The organism is Dokdonia genika, assembly GCF_042652845.1.
GTDB lineage: Bacteria > Bacteroidota > Bacteroidia > Flavobacteriales > Flavobacteriaceae > Dokdonia > Dokdonia donghaensis.
The window spans coordinates 15,375-34,411 of record NZ_JBHSHB010000022.1; the positions used below are offsets into that span (position 1 = coordinate 15,375).

General features: G+C 38.3%; 15 protein-coding genes. 6 read left to right on the forward strand and 9 right to left on the reverse strand.

What is annotated here, in order from left to right; translation table 11 throughout:
* The first annotated feature begins 33 nt into the window (after positions 1–33).
* Positions 34–1,173 carry a C1 family peptidase gene (locus tag ACFO5T_RS10945; RefSeq protein ID WP_380034423.1) on the forward strand — a complete coding sequence of 380 codons (1,140 nt, stop codon included), beginning with the start codon at positions 34–36 and terminating at the stop codon, positions 1,171–1,173.
* 39 nt (positions 1,174–1,212) lie between these two features.
* Here ACFO5T_RS10945 and ACFO5T_RS10950 read toward each other — a convergent pair whose 3' ends face one another.
* The 5 genes from ACFO5T_RS10950 to ACFO5T_RS10970 form a co-directional block, all read right to left on the reverse strand.
* Positions 1,213–2,046 carry a CvfB family protein gene (locus ACFO5T_RS10950; protein ID WP_035328180.1) on the reverse strand — a complete coding sequence of 278 codons (834 nt, stop codon included), beginning with the start codon at positions 2,044–2,046 and terminating at the stop codon, positions 1,213–1,215.
* Positions 2,047–2,137: 91 nt separating this feature from the next.
* Entirely contained in the window at positions 2,138–2,479 is a 342-nt protein-coding gene (locus ACFO5T_RS10955; RefSeq protein WP_038600301.1) for a DUF2853 family protein, read from the reverse strand.
* Between the two features lie 78 nt (positions 2,480–2,557).
* Positions 2,558–4,276: a 2-succinyl-5-enolpyruvyl-6-hydroxy-3-cyclohexene-1-carboxylic-acid synthase gene (menD, locus tag ACFO5T_RS10960; RefSeq protein ID WP_380034347.1), complete on the reverse strand. Its 1,719-nt coding sequence runs from the start codon at positions 4,274–4,276 to the stop codon at positions 2,558–2,560.
* 94 nt (positions 4,277–4,370) lie between these two features.
* Entirely contained in the window at positions 4,371–5,498 is a 1,128-nt protein-coding gene (locus ACFO5T_RS10965; protein WP_380034349.1) for a chorismate-binding protein, read from the reverse strand.
* Positions 5,498–5,917, reverse strand: coding sequence for a PaaI family thioesterase (locus tag ACFO5T_RS10970; RefSeq protein ID WP_380034350.1), 420 nt, complete (start codon positions 5,915–5,917; stop codon positions 5,498–5,500). Before ACFO5T_RS10970 ends, ACFO5T_RS10965 begins: the two co-directional genes overlap by 1 nt.
* Before the next feature lie 79 nt (positions 5,918–5,996).
* On the opposite strand from ACFO5T_RS10970, the gene ACFO5T_RS10975 reads away from it, so the two are divergent.
* Positions 5,997–6,530, forward strand: coding sequence for a hypothetical protein (locus ACFO5T_RS10975; protein ID WP_380034351.1), 534 nt, complete (start codon positions 5,997–5,999; stop codon positions 6,528–6,530).
* A gap of 66 nt (positions 6,531–6,596) precedes the next feature.
* Positions 6,597–7,187: a GNAT family N-acetyltransferase gene (locus ACFO5T_RS10980; protein WP_038600287.1), complete on the forward strand. Its 591-nt coding sequence runs from the start codon at positions 6,597–6,599 to the stop codon at positions 7,185–7,187.
* A gap of 35 nt (positions 7,188–7,222) precedes the next feature.
* Here the strand turns inward: ACFO5T_RS10980 and mtaB are convergent, their stop codons facing one another.
* Entirely contained in the window at positions 7,223–8,566 is a 1,344-nt protein-coding gene (mtaB, locus tag ACFO5T_RS10985; RefSeq protein WP_380034353.1) for a tRNA (N(6)-L-threonylcarbamoyladenosine(37)-C(2))-methylthiotransferase MtaB, read from the reverse strand.
* Between the two features lie 74 nt (positions 8,567–8,640).
* On the opposite strand from mtaB, the gene ACFO5T_RS10990 reads away from it, so the two are divergent.
* Positions 8,641–10,266 (forward strand): ABC transporter substrate-binding protein, encoded by a 1,626-nt coding sequence (locus tag ACFO5T_RS10990; protein ID WP_380034355.1) that lies wholly within the window; start codon positions 8,641–8,643, stop codon positions 10,264–10,266.
* A 21-nt stretch (positions 10,267–10,287) separates the two neighbouring features.
* Positions 10,288–10,902 (forward strand): IMPACT family protein, encoded by a 615-nt coding sequence (locus tag ACFO5T_RS10995; RefSeq protein WP_380034425.1) that lies wholly within the window; start codon positions 10,288–10,290, stop codon positions 10,900–10,902.
* On the opposite strand, the gene ACFO5T_RS11000 is transcribed toward ACFO5T_RS10995, so the two are convergent.
* Complete coding sequence (locus ACFO5T_RS11000) at positions 10,903–11,295, reverse strand: acyl-CoA thioesterase (protein WP_380034357.1); 393 nt, start codon at positions 11,293–11,295, stop codon at positions 10,903–10,905. It lies immediately after the preceding gene.
* A 203-nt stretch (positions 11,296–11,498) separates the two neighbouring features.
* Here ACFO5T_RS11000 and dnaA point away from each other — a divergent pair, with 203 nt between their 5' ends.
* Positions 11,499–12,926, forward strand: coding sequence for a chromosomal replication initiator protein DnaA (gene dnaA, locus ACFO5T_RS11005; RefSeq protein WP_035328159.1), 1,428 nt, complete (start codon positions 11,499–11,501; stop codon positions 12,924–12,926).
* 88 nt (positions 12,927–13,014) lie between these two features.
* On the opposite strand, the gene ACFO5T_RS11010 is transcribed toward dnaA, so the two are convergent.
* Both ACFO5T_RS11010 and gltB read right to left on the reverse strand, forming a co-directional pair.
* Positions 13,015–14,478 (reverse strand): glutamate synthase subunit beta, encoded by a 1,464-nt coding sequence (locus ACFO5T_RS11010; protein WP_380034360.1) that lies wholly within the window; start codon positions 14,476–14,478, stop codon positions 13,015–13,017.
* A gap of 3 nt (positions 14,479–14,481) precedes the next feature.
* Positions 14,482–19,020, reverse strand: coding sequence for a glutamate synthase large subunit (gene gltB / locus ACFO5T_RS11015; protein ID WP_380034362.1), 4,539 nt, complete (start codon positions 19,018–19,020; stop codon positions 14,482–14,484).
* Between the last annotated feature and the right edge of the window lie 17 nt (positions 19,021–19,037).

Here is a 19,037-nt window from a genome sequence, read left to right on the forward strand (position 1 = left end):
TTTTACGTAAAAATAATTCTTTATTACTAGATGATGAAAAAAGTACTACTAAGTATTGTGGTTGTTTTTGCTTTCGCGAAAGCGTATTACGCACAAGAAAATACTACGGGTTCCTACATTTTTACAGATACTATTGATTTACAGGCTACACCAGTCATAAGTCAAGGAGTAACAGGAACGTGCTGGAGTTTTAGTACATCTTCATTTTTAGAAAGCGAGATTGCTAGACTTACTGGTAAAATGGTAGACCTTTCTGAAATGTACACAGTAAGGAATACTTACCCGGCAAAAGCTGAAAATTATGTAATGCGTCAAGGAAAGGCTCAATTTTCTGAAGGCGGACTCGCGCACGATGTCATTAATAGTGTTGCGCGTTATGGCCTAGCTCCAAACAGTGCCTACACCGGCCTAACACTTACAGATACCAAACATAACCACGCCGAAATGGTGGCCGTTATACATAGTATGCTAGACACTTATATAGATAATCCAGGAAGAACATTAAGCAAAAAGTGGAAAACCGCAGTAGATAAGGTGCTGGATGTTTACCTAGGTGAGAATATTACTAATGTTTCTTATGAAGGTAAAATGTACACTCCTAAAGAGTTTGCGAAGGAAATGAAGGTGGTCCCTAACGATTATGTAACCTTAACTTCTTTTACTCACCAGCCATTTTACAAATCATTTATCCTTAATATTCCTGATAACTTTTCTAATGGAGCGATGTATAATGTACCGCTAGATGAGTTTGTCTCAAATATTGATAATGCATTAAGCAACGGTTTTACAGTAACGCTAGATTGTGATGTGAGTGAGTTATCTTTTTCTTCAAAACACGGTGTAGCTGTAATACCAGATAATGAAAGTAATAAAAAGCTTGCTGTACTGGGGCCAGAGCAAGAAAAAACAATCACACAAAAATACCGTCAAGATGAGTTTGAAAACTATAATACTACAGATGATCACTTGATGCATATTACAGGGAAAGCAACAGATCAAAATGGGAATGTCTATTATAAAGTAAAAAACTCGTGGGGTACAGACTCTGGAAGAACGAAGTATGATGGCTACATATATATGAGTGTGCCCTACATACGTCTCAAGGCTATCTCTGTGCTTTTGCATAAAGAAGGGTTAGATAAAGCTACCTCAAAAAAAATGAGCAAAAACTAGTTATAGTTTTTGCTCATTTATATAGTATAAAGAAATGGGTTAATCAATTATATGAATCCCATCTTCTTTTATTAAAATCTTACGATCTCTATATAGCGTTCCGATTGCTTTTTTAAAGCTCTTTTTACTAAGACCAAGTTGATTTTGAATATCTACTGGATCTGATTTATCGTGTAATGGCATAAAACCATCATTAGCCTGCAACTCTTCATAAATGTATTGAGCATTAGGTTCTATACTTTTATAACCTTCTTCTTGTAAAATAAGATCTATTTTACCGTCTGGTCGTACTTTCTTAACCCAAGCGTCTAGCTTGTCACCCGTTCTTATATCTTCAAAGATGTCTTCTTTATAAATAAGTCCTTTGTGCTTTCCGTTTACAATGGCGTTTGCTCCTCTGTCTGTAATATGTGATATAATTACCTCTACCTTATCAAACTTTTTTACCTCTACATTATCATTTGAGAGGTATTTCATTGTTTTACTAGTCGCTGCAAGGCGATTTGTTTTCTCATCTAGATACATATAAACGATGTACCAGCTACCTACCTTCATAGGTCTAGCTTGTTGTGCAAAAGGAACAAAAAGTTCTTTTTCTAATCCCCAGTCTAAAAAGGCTCCTACATTATTTACAGCAGTACAACGCAAGTACCCAAAATTATTGAGTTCTATATACGGCTTTAGTGTAGTAGCTACTGGTCGCTCCTCGTGATCTAAATAAACATATACATTAAGTTCATCCCATATTTTATATTCTTCTGGCACGTACTTATTAGGTAACAAGACGTCATCTCCTGCTTCATTAGAAAGAAAGAGCCCTGGCTCTGTCTCCCTGTCTATTCTCATTATGTGGTATTTTCCTATTTCTAACATATTCTTTTGTAAAATGCAAAAGTACAACTACTACAAAGAAAAAACGCCTTGACGTGAGTCAAAGCGCTTTCTACATACATTATAAAGTAGTCTATTTGTAAACAGACTCTTTTTTGAAGTGCTTAGTAAGCATATAGTATACTACTGCACGGTATTTATTACGATTAGACTTTCCGTAAGTTTCAAGAACGCTGTCTATAGCTTTATCAAGATCTGCACTATCTGCAAGACCTAATTTTTTAATCAAAAAGTTATTTTTTACAGTAGCAATTTCTGTTTCAGAACTTCCAGATACTGTTGATGAGTCTTTATTATAGATTGATGGTCCACACCCTATTGTTACTTTTGTAAGAAGGTCCATATCTGCGGTCATACCACATTTGTTCTTTAAATCATCTGCATATTTTGAGATGAGTTCTGCTCTTTTGCTCATAATTTTTAAAGTTACTTGTTGATTAGATTATTAATTCACTTTAAAGATAAGCAAAAAGTTAAACTCTCTTAAAAAAAATTATTTTATGAATTTGAAGTAATCAAGAAGCACTTCATCGTTAATTTTGCGCGGTGTAAAGATTTCTAGCAGTGTAGGTTGTGATGAAGATGCATATAGCTCATTTTTGGCAAGAGCACATTCTTCTTCATTTGTCGCCTTGAGATATTTAAAATTATACATCTCACATAACTTTGAGGCCTCAAGATGATGCGTGGTTTCAAAAAACTCATCAAAGTTATCTGTGTTCTTATCCTTATTAGGTAATATTCTAAAAATACCCCCTCCACTATTATTAATGACTATAATCTTAAAGTCATTAGGTATATATTGATTCCATAACGCATTACTATCATAAAAGAAACTTAGTTCTCCCGTTATTAAGGTCGTAAGCTTCTTACTAGCCATAGCGCTTCCTATAGCAGTACTCGTGCTTCCATCTATACCGCTCGTTCCTCTATTACAATATACCTCTAGTGTTTTATTTACATCAAAAAGTTGTGCATACCGCACTGTACTACTATTACCCAGCTGTAATACAGAGTTATCTGGAATCACCTCTAGTATATGATCAAAGGCTTTAAAGTCACACCAACTCATTTGTGCTATATACTCACTATGGAGTCTATCTCTTTTTGCTCTTATACGCAGCCAGTCTTCTTGATAGGTACTTTCTTTAGGTACAGTAACTGCCTGTAATTTTTCTAAAAATAGAGAAGCAGATACCTCAAAGTGCCTATTAAGACAGAAATATGTATCGTATGCCTTTTTTGCATCTACGTGCCAGTGTTGTAGTGGTTGATAATTTCTTAAAAAGGCTTTTACCTTTTTTGACACCACCATCCCTCCAAAGGTGAGAAGTATCTCAGGTTGCAAGTCTTTAAACCCAGCATCATCAAGACTACCTATAATATTATCAATACGTGTAAAAAAATTAGGGTGTGCTACATTAGATGTTGTTTCTGTAAAAACTACAACACTTGGGTCATTACCTAGTAAATCTAGCAATTCCGGAGACATTGTCTCAGGATCTTGAACACCTATAATAACGAGTTTTCGAGCAGCTTTGTTCCAGTCTTGAGCATAAGAAGCAAGTTCATTATTTGAGAGTTCCTTATCTACAACTTGTGGTGCAATTTCTATAGGTGTATCTATTACCCTCTCTGTCATCTCATATAATGGCTCATAAAATGGCACATTAATATGTACAGGTCCAGATTGTTCTATAGCTACATTAAGCGCTTTATTAATTTCTTGATTATTATGACGCTGACTTTCTTTTATTTTTTGAGCCACCTTTGCATCGGTCACATCATCTGTAGGAACTAACTCAGAATACAAGTTTGCCGAATAAAGGATATGATTTTCAAACACATTTTTTTGTCGTATAGTCTGTCCATCTCCTATATCTATACGCTCTATAGGTCTATCTGCACTTATTGCAACTAGGGGTATATCACTATAAAAAGCTTCAGAAATAGCCGGATAATAATTGAGTAATGCACTACCAGAGGTACACACCAGTGCCACTGGTCTACCCGTTTGTTGTGCGATACCCAGACCTACAAAAGCAGCACATCGCTCGTCTACAATGCTGTATGCCTTAATTTGAGGATGCTTTGTAAACTCTATAGTAAGTGGTGCGTTACGTGACCCTGGAGAAATAATAACCGTATCAATACCCTTACTTAAGCAAAGGTGTACGATAGATTGTGCAACTGGAATTTTTGAGTGAATCATTAATTACAAAAATACGACTTCTACACCGCAGTATGCTAGTAGAAAAATTCACTTCTTTTGAAATTTATATAAGAAATTTTATCACTTATCACCGCTACAGTACAGCGGCTATCGTTTGTAATTTATTTACAGTTTCTTCCCACTCTAACACAGGTTGACTAGAAGTAGTTATACCACCACCTACATATAACTGTGCGCCTTGAGCATCTACTTCCATACAACGTAAGTTTACATAGAGGGTAGTATGTTTTTTTACTGCCCCATAGGCAAGATTCTCAACATTGCGACGTGTACTTGCTCTCTTTTTTTCTGTCTTTATATTAAGCTCTCCTAAAAATCCGGTGTAGAAAGATCTATCATAATTTTCATTAGCAATTATAAAATCTCTAGCCTCAAGCTTAGGTAAACCACATACGGCGGGTGTGGGATGAAGCGCTTTAATAATAGATGCAAGCTTAGTATCGCTATCGTGTACTATAGCGGTAATATCTGTTTTAAGATGCAGTAATGTACCTGCCTGATGCGTGTGGGTTTCAGACACTTGTAAATTGTCTACTATATCTTTAAGATTATATACGATTGTATCTGTTACAAGCTGCTGCTCTTCTATTTCCTTTGCTCCCCAGCTTACATCTAGTGTATCTTCTTTCTTCTGTGTGCCCGCTAGCGACATTGTATAAAGCTTTCTATTTTCGACCGAGAGAAGAGTTTCAGGTGTGGCGCCCAGCCATAACCCTACTTTAGGATGATACCAGCAATACACAAAAGCTGTTGCGTAGCTGTCTAGCAATCTTTTAAAAATAGATACAGGTGACTCATAGTTGTGATTTATTTTTTGCTTTCGCGAAAGCACAACTTTCTTCAATCCAGTATTTTTAATCTTATTTATACCTCTTTCTACAAGTGCTATATGTTGCTCTTTTGCTCCTTGAGCCGCCTCAACCGAAGTTGTTACAACGTCCTCGTTAGATTGAGTAGTTACATACTCATCTAGACGCATCTCAAAAGACTGTGATTGCGGAATCAATATGGTTTCTGACGTAGTTGTGTCAAAAGGAGCAAAAACAAACCCACTCTCACTAAAGTCTGAAACAGTATGTAACTCATCTTCTTCTTGAAGCAAAGCAATAACCGTTTTTTGGTTTGGCTTTCTGTATACCACAAAAGGTAACGCTTCATCAAAATGATTTTGAATCTCTATAAAGAATGCGTCTTGATCCATTACTTTCTAGGCAGGGCTATCGTTGTAAGTTTACACTTGGAGATAAGGTTATCTTCTTCATCTACCACATCAATATTCCATAGCTGAGTGGTGCGACCTTTATGAATAAATGTAGCCTTTGCATACACCATTCCTTCACGTTTACTCTTTACGTGATTTGCAGAGATCTCAATACCTCTTATAGTATGTGCTTGGTCTAAAAACATAAAACTAGCCGCACTACCTACGCTCTCTGCCAGAGCAACCATTGCCCCTCCGTGTAAAACTCCATCTGGCTGGTGTACTTTAGGCGTAACAGGCATTTGTGCTACTAGAAAATCTTCACCAAAGTCTATATACTCAATGTCTAAAGTTTCCATTAATGTATTCTTGCAGCTCTCTGCGAGGCGAGCAAGCACTTCTTCCTTTGTATAATTCATAGAGAAATGTTAAATAAAGTTGTGAGCAGAACTATCTGTATTCAAATTTCGTTAATATTGCGGACAAATTCCCTTAATTATGATTAAAAAGACTATAGCAATTACCGTATTACTCATAACTTTTATAGCCTGTGATAAGCTAGATGAGTTAACAAAGTTTAATATAGACTACACAACAAATATTACAATACAGTCTACAAGTATACTAGACGCTCCATTTGATATTGTTACACCAGAAACTACTACAAACTCTCAACAAGAGTTTGAAAATAATAATACAAATGCAGATCTTGTAGAGAGTGTGAAACTCACAAAACTCACATTAAACTTACAAACGCCAGAGTCTGGTGATTTTGATTTTCTTAATGACATCGCTATCTACATAAATGCAGATGGACTAGAAGAGCGCCTCATTGCCTCTAGTACAAGTATACCAGAAGATGGGTCTAGAACATTAGATCTAGACGTAGTAGATACAGAGCTTAAAGAATACATACAAGGTGAGACATACACATTGCGCACAGAGACTACTACAGATCAAACCATAGAGTCTGATCACGAGATTGAGATTTATACAAGATTTAGAGTAGATGCAAAGATTTTAGGACTATAATCTTATAACACCTATCACTTCTTAAAAATGTGTCGTACTTTTAAAGTGCGACACATTTTTTTATTTATGAAAATCAAAACTCTCGAAAACAAGCGTGCAAAACTTCTCACCCTAGAGAGTTATCACTATCGCGATTTACTACCACTATCAAGTCAGGTAGACCTTAATGCATACGGAGGCTCAGATATTTCTACAGGTCCAAAATTAAAGAAGTACATTAAAGACGCCATAACGAGACGTCAAGCAGGTACTGCGCTCCCATTTATTATTTTTGACAAGGAGCTATGTAAGTTTGCAGGCTCTACCCGTTTCGGAAATATAGATAAGGTTAACAAAGTCGTTCATATAGGATGGACGTGGCTTGGAGAAGATTTCCGCGGAAGCGGTCTCAACCAGCATATTAAGTTTTTAATGCTGCGCTATGCTTTTGAAAAACTCTCGTATGAGCGTGTAGAGTTTCGTATAGATGAGCGCAACACAAGATCAAGAAAAGCCGTCGAAAAGCTAGGCGCAACCCTAGAAGGAATTTTACGTAAAGATATTATCACAAAAAATGGTCGTAGGCGCAACTCCTGCTGCTACTCAATTTTAAGAGATGAGTGGGAAGATATTAAAAACACTCGCTTTGTAGAAGTGCTTAACCGTAGTGAAGAATAGGGTGATGAGTACGCTTTCGCGAAAGCGTATAAACACTACGCCTCTACACCCACAAAGTCAAATCGCACCATACCATCATCATCTATACTGGTAAGTTGTACCTCGTGTAACTGGTTTACAAGCTCTGGGTTCCAGGGAGCTTTTACTTTTACATAGTTTTCTGTAAAGCCGTGTATGTATCCCTCTTTATTTTCACTTTCAAAGAGTACTGTGCGCTTGGAATCTAGCTGTGATTCATAAAAGGCACGTCTCATTTTTGCCGAAAGGCCACGCAACATCTTACTGCGTTTACTACGCACATTTTTTGGCACCACACCATCCATTGTGGCTGCTGGCGTATTATCTCTTTCAGAATAAGTAAATACGTGTAGGTATGATATATCTAGGCTGTTAAGAAAGTTATAGGTCTCAAGAAAATCTTGATCTGTCTCTCCAGGAAAACCTACAATAACATCTACACCTATACAGGCGTGAGGCATAACTTCTTTAATTTTTGCAACGCGATCTACATACAGTTCTCGCTGGTAGCGACGTCGCATTAAACCTAATATTTTATTACTCCCGCTTTGTAGGGGTATATGAAAGTGAGGCACAAAGGTGCGTGAATTTGACACGACCTCGATGGTTTCATTTTTAAGAAGGTTAGGCTCTATAGACGAGATGCGCAGTCGCTCTATACCGTCTACCTTATCGAGCTCTTGTACGAGTTCTAGAAAAGTGTGCTCGTGTTTTTTATTACCAAATTCTCCTTTACCGTAGTCACCTATATTTACACCTGTAAGTACAATCTCCTTGATGTCTTGTGCAGCGATTTTGGCTGCATTGTCCAATACATTCTGTAAAGTATCACTTCTAGAGATACCACGTGCTAGTGGTATGGTACAATAGGTACATTTATAATCGCAACCATCTTGCACTTTTAAGAAAGCACGTGTACGATCACCTATAGAGTAAGAGCTTACATAAAAGTCTGCATCTTGTATCTCACAGGCGTGCACCTCTCCTCCATCACGGGTACGGTCTGGATTGTTAAGCAAGTCGTTTATGTAACTTGTTACATTAAACTTCTCTGTAGCTCCTAGTACAAGATCTACTCCATCTACCGCAGCAAGTTCTTCTGGTTTGAGTTGTGCATAGCACCCTACAGCTACTTTTACAGCATCTGGATTTGCTTTTTGAGCTTGCTTTACAATGTTTTTAAAACGCTTGTCTGCATTTTCTGTAACACTACAGGTGTTTATCACATAAACATCTGCGGCTTCAGAAAAGTCTACCTTATCAAAACCTTCCTTTCCAAAACTGCGCGCGATGGTGCTGGTTTCAGAAAAATTAAGTTTACAACCTAAGGTATAAAAAGCGACTTTCTTTGTAGAAGACATTTGGACTATATTTGTGTACTGCTTAGCCTTAAAAAAGGTGGGCAAAGATACTCTTAATTATTTGCTTACTCAAATTGAAAAACACCTGCTCACTTTTACTGAATTATTTCTTTCTCATACTTTGCATACTTAGTACTATAGGTTGTGACAAAGGTGATACGAGTGATCGAGATCATCAAGTTTTTAGATATAACGAGCAGTATCAAATATCTACACTAGACCCTGCGTTTGCTCGTAACCCTCCTATAATTTGGCCGGTTAACCAGCTATTTAATGGACTGGTGCAACTAGACAATGATCTTAACGTACAACCAGATATTGCAAAGTCTTGGGAAATATCTCAAGATGCGCTTACCTATACGTTTACACTACGTGATGATGTGCGATTTCATAAACACCCTGCTTTTAACACTAGAGATAGTACACGCATAGTAACCGCTGCAGATTTTGTTTATTCCTTTAATAGACTACGTGACCCAAAAATTGCCTCACCTGGAAGCTGGGTATTAGGCAATGTCGCAAGTTACAACGCTGTAAATGACACCACATTTACTATTACATTAAAGAAGGCTTTTCCAGCTTATCTAGGTTTACTTAGTATGCGCTACTGCTCTGTTGTTCCTAAAGAGGTTACTACACATTATGGTAACGAGTTTAGATCTCACCCCATAGGTACTGGGCCTTTTAAGTTCAAACGCTGGGAGGAAGGTGTAAAACTAGTCTTACGTAAAAATGAGCTCTACTATGAAAAAGATGAGGATGGTGTCCAACTCCCCTACCTTGAGGCAGTGGCTATTACATTTTTACCAGATAAGCAAAGTGAGTTTTTACAATTTGCACAAGGCAATATAGATTACCTTAATAGTCTAGATCCATCATATAAAGATGAGATTCTTAGCGCTTCTGGCACTTTAAGAGCAAAGTATCAAGATCGTGTGCAGTTTGAAAAGGTACCGTGGCTCAATACAGAGTACATAGGGTTTTACTTAGACAGTGACACACCAGAGGTACAATCTGCTTTACTACGTAAGGCCGTAAACTACGGTTTTGACCGTAAAAAAATGATCACATACCTGCGCAATGGTATCGGCAAGCCGGCGGTAAATGGGTTTATACCCAAAGGACTACCTGGCTATGATCATATAAAGGGATATGAGTTTGATGGTACGCTTTCGCGAAAGCTAATAGCACAATACATTAAAGAAACAGGAGACACATCTCCAGAAATCACCATAGGTACAAATAGCCAGTACCTAGATATCTGTGAGTATATACAAAGAGAATTACAAAAGGTAGGGCTCAAAGTAAATGTAGACGTGATGCCCCCATCTACATTACGACAGATGAAGAGTAGCGGAGAGCTAGATGCCTTTAGAGCAAGCTGGATTGCTGACTATCCAGATGCCGAAAACTACTTAAGCCTCTTTTATAGCAAGAACTTCACCCCTAACGGACCAAACTACACACATTTTAAAAGCGCAACCTTTGATAGTTTATACGAGCACAGCTTGAGCATCACAGATATAGACCAGCGCAAAAAACTATATCGTACTATGGATTCTCTTATTATAGATAAGTCACCTATTATACCGCTATATTATGACGAGGTAGTGCGCTTTACTCAAAAAACGATTTCTGGTTTTGAACCTAATGCACAAAACTTTCTTGTGTTGAAATATGTGAAGAAGCAAAAATTGTAACCATACTAAAACTCAAAAGCTATCGCAGTAAAAGACACCTATAAAACGATACTTTCCCCATCTGAAGAGACACTATTTAAGGATAGAAATAGCAAGTTTTTTGGCTATACATTTCCTGTAGAGACAGAAGATGAAGTAAAAGAGCATATAGAATCGCTTAAAAAACAACATTACCAAGCACGTCACTGGTGTTATGCATATGTACTAGGTAAAGAGTACGAGCAATACCGAGCAAATGATGATGGAGAACCTTCTAACAGTGCTGGAGCACCCATTTATGGACAGCTACAATCTTATGATGTTACAAATGTACTCGTTGTAGTCGTGCGTTATTTTGGCGGGACAAAACTTGGTGTAGGAGGTTTAATAAATGCGTATCGTACAGGAGCTCAAAACGCACTAGAGGCTTCTCATATTGTAGAAAAAACGATAGACATCCCCTTTAAAGTACAGTTTGAGTACCCACTACTTAATAAAGTAATGCGGTTAATAAATGACTACACCGTGACTATCATTAACCAGCATATGGAAATGAACTGTGTTTTTACACTTGCCATACGTAGAAAAGACTCTAAAAAGGTGATTAATGCCTTTAATGAAGTGTATGGGATAACACTTCTTGAAGAAGAAGATTAATTATAGCTTATCAAGTATGTATTGCGGACATCTCATAGGTCTGCCAGTTTCGGTATTAATAAAGATCAATTCTGTACTTGCGATTGTTAATAAATCACCATCTTGGTTAAAAACCTCATAATCGAATGTTATTCTCACCGTCGGAGTAGCGCGCAAGCTTGTAACAATTTTTAGTGTATCATCAAAGAGCGCAGACTTCTTAAACGTGGTTTGTAAATTATAAACTGGTAGCATCACTCCGTGCTCCTCCATCCACTTATAAGAGATTCCTAAACTGTCAAGCCACTCAAGCCTAGCCACTTCCAAGTATTGTGCATAGTTACTGTGATGGACAAAGCCCATTTGGTCAGTTTCAGAATATCTAACTTTTAGAAAAGTAATATGGTTTCTCACGTAGTAAAGGTTATTTTTTTGTAGTTTTAAGCTTGTGATGATATTGCAACAAAATTTGCGAAAAAACAACCCCTATTCAGTTTTTTTATTACTTTTTTTGTTCACATATTTGTGATGCTTTTAAAGGGTACCTTATCAACACGACGATAAACCTTTCAAAAGGAATTCTAGACAACCGAAAACCTAAAAATTTAACTAAACGAATGACTCTAACTGCGCAATCTGTATGGGATAACTGTCTCTCTTTTATAAAGGACAATATAACACCCCAGGCATACAAAACGTGGTTTGAACCGATTAAGGCGGTCAAACTCACAGATAACGCATTAAGTATTCAAGTACCTAGTAAATTCTTTTACGAGTGGCTTGAGGAACACTACGTAAAACTTCTTAAAGTTGCTCTTAATAAAGTACTAGGTGAAAACGCCAAACTGGTCTATGTGATCAAGATGGAAAATACCTACGGAAACAATCAACCTTTTACAGAAAGAATTCCTAGTGCAAATCGCAGCACTATGAAATCACAAGAGGTAGATGCTCCACTTAAAAATAAAAATCCAGAGCTTAAAAATCCTTTTGTAATTCCTGGAATAAGAAATTTACAAATAGAGTCACAGCTCAACCCTAACTATAATTTTGAAAACTTTTTAGAAGGAGACTCAAACCGTCTTGCAAGATCTGCAGGTATGGCCGTGGCAAATAAGCCAGGGGGAACTTCTTTTAATCCGCTTTTAATATTTGGAGGAGTAGGTTTAGGTAAAACACACCTTGCTCACGCAATAGGTGTACAGATAAAAGATAAGTATCCTGCAAAAACTGTTTTATACATTTCTGCAGAGAAGTTTACACAACAATATATAGAGTCTGTAAAAAAGAATAATAGAAATGACTTCATTCACTTCTATCAAGTTATAGACGTTCTTATTGTAGATGATATTCAACTACTAAGTGGTAAGGCAGGTACTCAAGATGTATTTTTCCATATTTTTAACCACCTACACCAAAACGGAAAACAGGTAATCCTTACCTCAGACAAGGCTCCTGTAGATATGCAAGATATAGAGCAACGTCTCTTATCACGTTTTAAATGGGGATTAAGTGCAGAGCTACAACATCCTAGTTTTGAAACACGCATCGCCATTATAAAGCAAAAGCTTTATCAAGATGGTGTTGAGATGCCAGAAGAGATTGTAGAGTTTCTTGCAAATAACATTAAAACTAATGTCCGTGAGCTAGAAGGTGCAATTATATCACTTATAGCACACTCATCTTTTAACAAGAAAGAGATCACTCTCGACCTTGCAAAAAAGATTGTAGACAACTATGTAAAACATACTAAGAGAGAAGTCTCTATAGATTATATCCAAAAGATTGTTTCAGATTACTTCCAGATGGATGTAGAAACGTTACAGTCTAAAACACGTAAAAGACATATCGTACAAGCGAGACAACTAGCAATGTTCTTTGCAAAGAAACTTACTAAAGCTTCACTAGCAAGCATAGGTTCTCAGATAGGACAGCGCGACCACGCAACAGTTCTTCACGCTTGTAAAACGGTAGATAATCTAGCGAGTACAGATAAGCAGTTTAGAAAATATGTAGAAGACCTCGGTAAAAAACTTTCGGTTTAAAACCAGAATCATAAAATAGAAAAAGCCTCAAAACATATATTTTGAGGCTTTTTTTATGCTTTCGCGAAAGCGTACTAACTACTATAATCTAGCGTCTAGGTAAATCGCTATCTTCATCTTTAAGTGGCAATTGTGAACTTCCCATCAAGTATGCATCTACGTGATGTGCAGCTTGCCTCCCTTCTGAGATTGCCCATACAATGAGTGACTGACCACGGCGCATATCACCCGCAGTAAAAATGCCAGGTACATTTGTAGCATAAGAGGTTGCTTTTACGTTACCACGCATATCTGTATCTAAGTGTAGCTGGTCTATAAGTGTTTTTTCAGGTCCTGTAAAGCCTAGTGCAAGGAAAGCCATATCACAAGCCCACTCCTTTTCTGTTCCAGGTAATTCCTTAAGCTCACGTCTACCATTGTCATTTGTAACCCACTCTACTTCTGAGGTTATAAGCCCCGTGAGATTACCGCTCGCATCACCCACAAACTCCTTTGTAGAAATACTAAAAACTCTTTCTACCCCCTCCTTGTGAGAAGAACTTGTACGCAATCGCATAGGGTAATAAGGCCAAGGTTGCTCTGTAGGTCGCTCTATGGTAGGTCTATTAAGAATCTCAAAATTTGTAACCGTTTTTGCTCCTTGTCTATTACTAGTACCTATACAATCTGAGCCCGTATCACCACCACCTATAACAATCACGTTTTTATCTGTAGCTACAATGGCCTCATCCCACTCAGTTATACCATCTTGTCGCTCATTGTTTTGTTTTAAAAAGTCCATTGCTTGATAAACCCCTTTGAGATGCGCCCCTTTTATAGGTATAGACCTTCTTAAAGTAGCTCCACCGCAAAGCACTATAGCATCATACTCATTCTGCAATTTTTCTACACTTATAGTCTGGCCTACGTAAGTATTAGTTTTAAAAGTGATACCCTCGCCCTCGAGTACGGCAAGACGTCTGTCTATCACATTTTTTTCCATCTTAAAATCTGGAATACCATATCTTAAGAGACCTCCTACTTTACTATCGCGCTCAAATACGGTCACAGTGTGCCCAGCCCTATTAAGCTGCTGTGCAGCGGCTAGTCCAGAAGGGCCAGACCCTATCACTGCAACCGATTTGTGTGTACGCTTTTGAGGCGGTTGTGGGACAACCCACCCCTCGTCAAAAGCTCGTTCTACTATATTTTTTTCTATATTTTCTATACTTACGGGATCTGCATTTATACCTAGAACACAAGCCTCTTCACAAGGTGCTGGACATAAACGCCCTGTAAATTCTGGAAAATTATTTGTCGCGTGTAGTATAGTTGCCGCTTCTTTCCACCTTCCTTTATAGACTGCATCATTAAAATCTGGAATAAGATTGCCCAGCGGGCAACCCGAGTGACAAAACGGTATACCACAGTCCATACAGCGGCCGCCTTGCTCTTTTAAATCTGCTTCTTCTAGCGGTACAGTAAACTCCTTATAATTTTTAACACGCTCTTCTGGCGCTATATATCCTTCGTCTTTGCGATCGTATTCTAAAAATCCTGTTACTTTCCCCATCTTCTAGTTTGCTAATGTTTTTTCTTCTTCTAATCTTATCAATGCTTTGCGGTACTCTTCTGGTAACACTTTCGTGAAATTTTTAATCTCTGTATCCCAGTTTTCTAACAGTCGTTGAGCCAGTGGAGAGAGCGTGGCGTTGTAATGATTTTCAACTAATTGCCTAAGCTCTTTCTTATCTTGATCTTCTTCAACTTTAAGGAAGTTAAGCCCTTCTGTGTTTGCTTTTCGCGAAAGCGTACTTGCCGCATCATACACGTAAGCAATACCGCCACTCATACCAGCACCAAAGTTTCTTCCCACCTCGCCTAATATGACTGCAATACCTCCTGTCATATACTCACAACCGTGATCACCTATACCCTCTACTACGGCTTTTGCTCCAGAGTTGCGTACACAAAAACGCTCTCCAGCTTTACCATTTATATATGCCTCACCAGCGGTAGCACCATAAAATGCTACATTACCTATAATGACATTATCTTCTGGTATGATAGTCGCCTCTACCGGAACCTTCACTATTACCTTGGCTCCAGAAAGGCCTTTACCTATATAATCATTTGTATTACCAGTAACTGCCAGTGTGAGTCCGTGCGTTGCAAAGGCTGCAAAACTCTGCCCTGCAGAACCCTCGAAGTTAATTTTTAAAGTGTTTTCTGGTAATCCATTCACACCGTAAATCTTAGAAATCTCATTACTTAATATAGCTCCTACTGCTCTATCTTCATTTGTAATCTTAAAATCTAGTGTGGTTTTTTCTTTTCTAAAAAGTGCCGGGTGCGCCTGTGATATAATTTTAAAATCAAGCGCTTTCTCAAGGTCGTGATCTTGCTTCTCTACATTATGCAAAGGCTGGCCTATTGAAGTGTCTACCTTATGCAATATAGGCGTAAGATCTAAACCTAACGCTTTGTACTGCTCTATGGTGTTATTGCGATCCAGCTTTTGCACTTGACCTACCATTTCATCTACTGTTTTAAATCCAAGCTTTGCCATAATCTCACGCAACTCCTGCGCTACGAAATACATAAAGTTTACGACGTGCTCTGGTTTTCCTTTAAAACGCTTACGTAGTTCTGGGTTTTGAGTAGCAATCCCTACTGGACAAGTGTTTAAATGACATACACGCATCATTATACATCCCGAGGCTACTAGCGGTGCTGTTGCAAAGCCAAACTCTTCGGCTCCTAGTAAACAAGCTATTGCTACGTCTCGGCCTGTTTTGAGCTGGCCATCGCACTCAAGTCGTACACGCCCACGTAAATCATTCATCACAAGGGTTTGTTGGGCTTCTGCTAGCCCTAGTTCCCAAGGTAAACCGGTATGTTTTAGCGAGGTAAGAGGTGTTGCTCCTGTACCTCCATCGTGTCCAGATATAAGTATTACATCTGCTTTTGCTTTTGCAACTCCAGCTGCTACAGTACCTACACCCACTTCAGACACTAGCTTCACATTAATGCGCGCTTCTCTATTTGCAGATTTGAGATCATAAATTAACTGCGATAAATCTTCTATAGAGTAAATGTCGTGATGCGGTGGTGGCGATATAAGCCCTACATAAGGTGTAGAATTACGTGTTTTTGCAATCTCAGGATTTACCTTAGGTCCAGGCAACTGTCCGCCCTCACCAGGTTTTGCTCCTTGCGCCATTTTTATTTGTATCTCGGCAGCGTTTGTTAGGTAGTTTGAGGTTACCCCAAAACGCCCTGACGCCACTTGCTTTATGGCGCTGTTTTTCCAATCGCCATTTACGTCCTTATAAAAACGCTCTTGATTTTCTCCCCCCTCACCAGAGTTAGACTTACCATCTATACGGTTCATTGCTACGGCAAGTGTCTCGTGAGCTTCCTTACTAATAGAACCATAAGACATCGCACCTGTTTTAAAACGCTTTACAATATCTGTCCACGGTTCTACCTCATCAATATCTATAGGATCATAATTTGTAAACTCAAATAGACCGCGTATGGTCATAAGCTGTTTGGCTTGATTATTTACACGATCTGCATACTCTTTATAAATAACAGGCTTATTGCTACGCACAGACTCTTGAAGCTTTGCAATGGTAAGCGGATTAAATAAATGCGCCTCTCCATCTCTTCTCCATCTATACTCACCACCTATCTCAAGAGGAAGATCTGCTGCGATATCTTTTGTATGATATGCTGTCTTATGCCTTTTACTTATCTCACCTTCTAACTGGTGTAGCCCTACACCCTCAATTCTTGTAACCGTGCGCGGGAAGTACTGGCTTACTACCTTCTTACTGATACCTATACACTCAAAAAGTTGTGAGCTACGGTATGAGTTAAGGGTAGAGATACCTATTTTATTCATCACCTTGAGGACTCCTTTGCCTACGGCTTTATTAAAATTTTGTATTGCTTCTTCTACATCAACATTTGCAAGTTTTAAATCTTCTGGATGGTTTTCTATAATCTCATTAACCATATACGGGTTTATGGCACTAGCACCATATCCAAATAATAAAGCAAAGTGATGCACCTCTCTAGGCTCTGCAGACTCTATAATGAGACTAAAACTGGATCTCTTTTTATTACCGCCTAGCCCATTATTTACATAAGAGCAAGCAAGTAATGGTGGTATGGGCGCAAGCTCTTGTGATGTGTTTCTATCTGATAAGATAATGATGTTTGCACCTTCATCTAGCTGTTGAGAAACCTCCTGAAGTAAGTTTTCTAAAGCATCCTCCAGACCATTGTGTCCTTTTTCTACCTTATATAAAATAGGCACAGAAACTACCTTAAAGCTCTCATTATCTAAACTTTTGATTTTATCTAAATCTTGTTTTGAGATAACTGGGTTTTGAATTTTAAGCTTCTTACAATGCTCTCCGTTTATTTCAAAAATATTTGAGTCTGCACCCAGCGTGAGTGAGATATCTGTAATTAACTCCTCTCTTATACCATCTAGAGGTGGGTTTGTAACCTGTGCAAAGAGTTGCTTAAAATAATTATAGATTAATTGTGGCCTCTCAGAAAGTGCCGCTATAGGAGCATCATTACCCATAGACCCTATAGGTTCTTTTGCCTTTGCAGCCATAGGCAATATAATCGTATTTATATCTTCTTGGGTGTACCCAAAGGTGAGCAAGCGCTCCTTAAGCGGTGCTTCATTTAAAAATAAAGGGCACTCATTATAAGGGATATCCCTAAGGTGAATAAGGTTATCATCCAGCCACTCTTGATATGGGTGACGTGTTGCAATCTCTTCTTTTATCTCCTCATCATTTATAATACGACCTTGCGCCATATCTACCAGAAACATTTTACCTGGCTCGAGACGACCGTGCATCTGTACATTTTGTGGTTCTATCTCTACCACTCCAATTTCTGAAGACATTATCACATAACCGTCTTTTGTGACAGAGTATCGAGAAGGTCTCAATCCATTACGGTCTAAAACGGCACCTATATAATTACCATCTGTAAATGGTATAGAGGCTGGACCATCCCAAGGCTCCATAAGGCAAGAGTTAAATTCATAAAAAGCGCGCTTTGCTGGAGACATATCATCATTTTTCTCCCACGCTTCTGGCACGAGCATCATCATTACTTCTGGCAATGATCTACCCGTCATAAGTAAGAGCTCTACCACCATATCCATAGAGGCACTGTCTGACTTACCCGGTAATACAACTGGAAGTATTTTCTTTATCTCCTCTCCAAATAGTGCACTTTCCATAAGTTCCTCACGTGCATACATTCTGGTCACATTACCTCTTAAGGTATTGATCTCTCCATTGTGACACATATACCTAAAAGGTTGTGCCAGGTCCCAAGTAGGAAATGTATTAGTAGAAAATCGCTGGTGTACAAGCGCAAGCCTTGTCACAACACGAGGATCCATAAGGTCTTTATAATATACCTTAATATGTTGCGGCATTAATAGTCCTTTATATATAATGGTCTTGGTTGAGAAGCTAGGTAAGTAAAAGAATGAGCTTTCAGATAACTTTGAGTTGTAGATGGTATGTTCGGCGATTTTACGAGCTGTAAATAGTTTTAAGTTAAACTCAAACTCTGGTGTGGGTTTTTGTTGCGCTTTCGCGAAAGCGGAGTTATCTCCCTTACTCTCATAACTCACAAAAATTTGCTTTACAAAAGGCTCAGACGCTTGAGCAATCTCGCCCAGTATAGATTGATCTACCGGCACATCTCTCCAGCCCAAAATATTTATACCTTGATCTGTAAGACTTTTTTCAAAAACCGAAATGCAATGTGCGCGTTGATTTTCTTTACGAGGTAAGAAAACATTACTCACGGCATACGTCCCTTCTTTTGGTAATGTAAAGTCACAAGTGGCTTGAAAATAATCGTGAGGGATGTCTATTAATATACCTGCTCCATCTCCTGTGCGACCGTCTGCACTTACAGCTCCTCTATGTTCAAGTTTTTCTAGTATCTCAAGTGCCTTATGAATAATGTCATTAGACTTTACTCCTTTGAGGCTACATATAAATCCCGCACCGCACGCGTCGTGTTCAAACTCTCTTAAATATAATCCTTGATCTCTAAGCATAACTCCTTATTTATAGG

Excerpts from the sequence above, each read along its gene's own strand:
- ACFO5T_RS10980 (WP_038600287.1), top strand. The coding sequence starts at position 6,597 with ATGAAAATCAAAACTCTCGAAAACAAGCGTGCAAAACTTCTCACCCTA.
- ACFO5T_RS10965 (WP_380034349.1), bottom strand. The coding sequence starts at position 5,498 with ATGGATCAAGACGCATTCTTTATAGAGATTCAAAATCATTTTGATGAA.
- ACFO5T_RS11010 (WP_380034360.1), bottom strand. The coding sequence starts at position 14,478 with ATGGGGAAAGTAACAGGATTTTTAGAATACGATCGCAAAGACGAAGGA.
- dnaA (WP_035328159.1), top strand. The coding sequence starts at position 11,499 with ATGACTCTAACTGCGCAATCTGTATGGGATAACTGTCTCTCTTTTATA.
- ACFO5T_RS10970 (WP_380034350.1), bottom strand. The coding sequence starts at position 5,917 with ATGAATTATACAAAGGAAGAAGTGCTTGCTCGCCTCGCAGAGAGCTGC.
- mtaB (WP_380034353.1), bottom strand. The coding sequence starts at position 8,566 with ATGTCTTCTACAAAGAAAGTCGCTTTTTATACCTTAGGTTGTAAACTT.
- menD (WP_380034347.1), bottom strand. The coding sequence starts at position 4,276 with ATGATTCACTCAAAAATTCCAGTTGCACAATCTATCGTACACCTTTGC.
- gltB (WP_380034362.1), bottom strand. The coding sequence starts at position 19,020 with ATGCTTAGAGATCAAGGATTATATTTAAGAGAGTTTGAACACGACGCG.
- ACFO5T_RS10945 (WP_380034423.1), top strand. The coding sequence starts at position 34 with ATGAAAAAAGTACTACTAAGTATTGTGGTTGTTTTTGCTTTCGCGAAA.
- ACFO5T_RS10955 (WP_038600301.1), bottom strand. The coding sequence starts at position 2,479 with ATGAGCAAAAGAGCAGAACTCATCTCAAAATATGCAGATGATTTAAAG.
- ACFO5T_RS10975 (WP_380034351.1), top strand. The coding sequence starts at position 5,997 with ATGATTAAAAAGACTATAGCAATTACCGTATTACTCATAACTTTTATA.
- ACFO5T_RS10950 (WP_035328180.1), bottom strand. The coding sequence starts at position 2,046 with ATGTTAGAAATAGGAAAATACCACATAATGAGAATAGACAGGGAGACA.